2 protein-coding genes are annotated in these 1,403 nt (G+C 61.8%); both read right to left on the bottom strand.

Going from position 1 to position 1,403, the window contains the following annotated elements:
• Positions 1-574, bottom strand: a 574-nt coding sequence (locus FJ980_RS31640; protein ID WP_140547441.1) for a M81 family metallopeptidase, incomplete at its 3' end; no start/stop codon positions are given.
• Positions 575-583: 9 nt separating this feature from the next.
• The coding region (locus FJ980_RS31635; protein WP_140547440.1) for an ATP-binding cassette domain-containing protein at positions 584-1,403 on the bottom strand (820 nt) is incomplete at its 5' end.

Raw genomic sequence — 1,403 nt, 5'->3', positions numbered from 1 at the left:
TCCGTGGCGCGATTTCAACCCTCATTTCGCGATCCAGGATACGTGCGGCATGCTCGCCGATTTCGCGCATGTCCACATGCGGATAGGTCTTGTAGGAGACAAGGATCTGCGCGTCCCGAACCATATCTTCGGACACCATCGCATGAAGATCGAGCGTTACCGCAACAGGAATATCCGTTCCAAGTTCGGCCCGCAGAAGGCCTAGCAGATACCCTTCCCCGTCCGGGCAAAACTCAGGCACCATCGAGCCATGAAGTCCAAGAAGCACTCCATCGAGGCGGCCCTTGTTCGAACGCGCTGCCTCCAGGAAAATACCGGCGATGTGGTCATAGGCGGCTTTCGTCACCCGCCCCCCGGGCACGGCATGTGCCGAAATCGCGTGGATCACGTTCCAGCCCGCCGGTTCCGCCACATCCATGAACCACGCAAGTTCGGTGTTGGCGTTGCGGCGGGCGCGGATCGCTTCGTCGCCAAGGAGAAGCGTGTCCACCTGAAACTGCGGCAAGTCGGTGCGGAAGCGCGAGAACGTATTGCTCTCGTGCATGAATTCGCAGGTAAGGACGGTGAAGGTCATCGGCAATTCCTATTGCGCGAGGCGGACGCGATGACCGCGGCCGATCTCGACAAGCTCGCTTGGCTCGTGTTCTTCGTCGGGATCCGGACGGCGCGAAATGTCGGGCGAAAAGCGGGCGGCGTCTGGAACGAAGGCGGCATCCGGCAAGGTGCGTGCCCCGGTCAGGATCGCGTCGGGATCGGGAACCGAACCGATCAGGCGACGCGTGTAGGGATGCGTCGGGCGACTAAAAATCGAATGCCAGTCACCCTCTTCCACCACGCGGCCGAAATACATGACGGCAACCCTGTCGCTGACATGCTCGACCACGCTCAGATCGTGGGAGATCATGATGTAGCTCAAGCCCAGCGTTTCCTGCAGGTCCATCAGCAGGTTGATGATCTGCGCCTGGATGGACACGTCCAATGCCGACACCGGCTCGTCCAGCACCAGGATCTTCGGATCAAGCATCAACGCCCGCGCGATGCCGATCCGCTGGCGCTGCCCACCGGAGAATTCATGCGGATAACGGTCGGCGTGATCGGGCGTCAGGCCGACGCGGGTCAGCATCTCGGCGACGCGGTGGCTGGCCTCGCTTCCCTTGGCAATTCCATGCAGGGAAAGCTGCGAGGACAGCATGCGGCCGATGGTCTGGCGCGGATTCAGCGACGCATACGGGTCCTGAAACACCATCTGAGCGATGCGCGCGCGCTCCTTGCGGGCGTGAGCGCCAGGGCCTGTCAACGGCTTGCACTGGAACAGGATTCTTCCCGAAGTCGGCTCCTGCAGACCCATCACGGGCAGCGCGGTGGTGGATATTCCGCAGCCGGATTCACCGACGATGGACAGG

Source organism: Mesorhizobium sp. B1-1-5, assembly GCF_006443065.1.
Lineage (GTDB): Bacteria > Pseudomonadota > Alphaproteobacteria > Rhizobiales > Rhizobiaceae > Mesorhizobium.
Note: the sequence above shows the minus strand (reverse complement) of the source record. Positions and strands in the feature narration are given on the sequence as shown.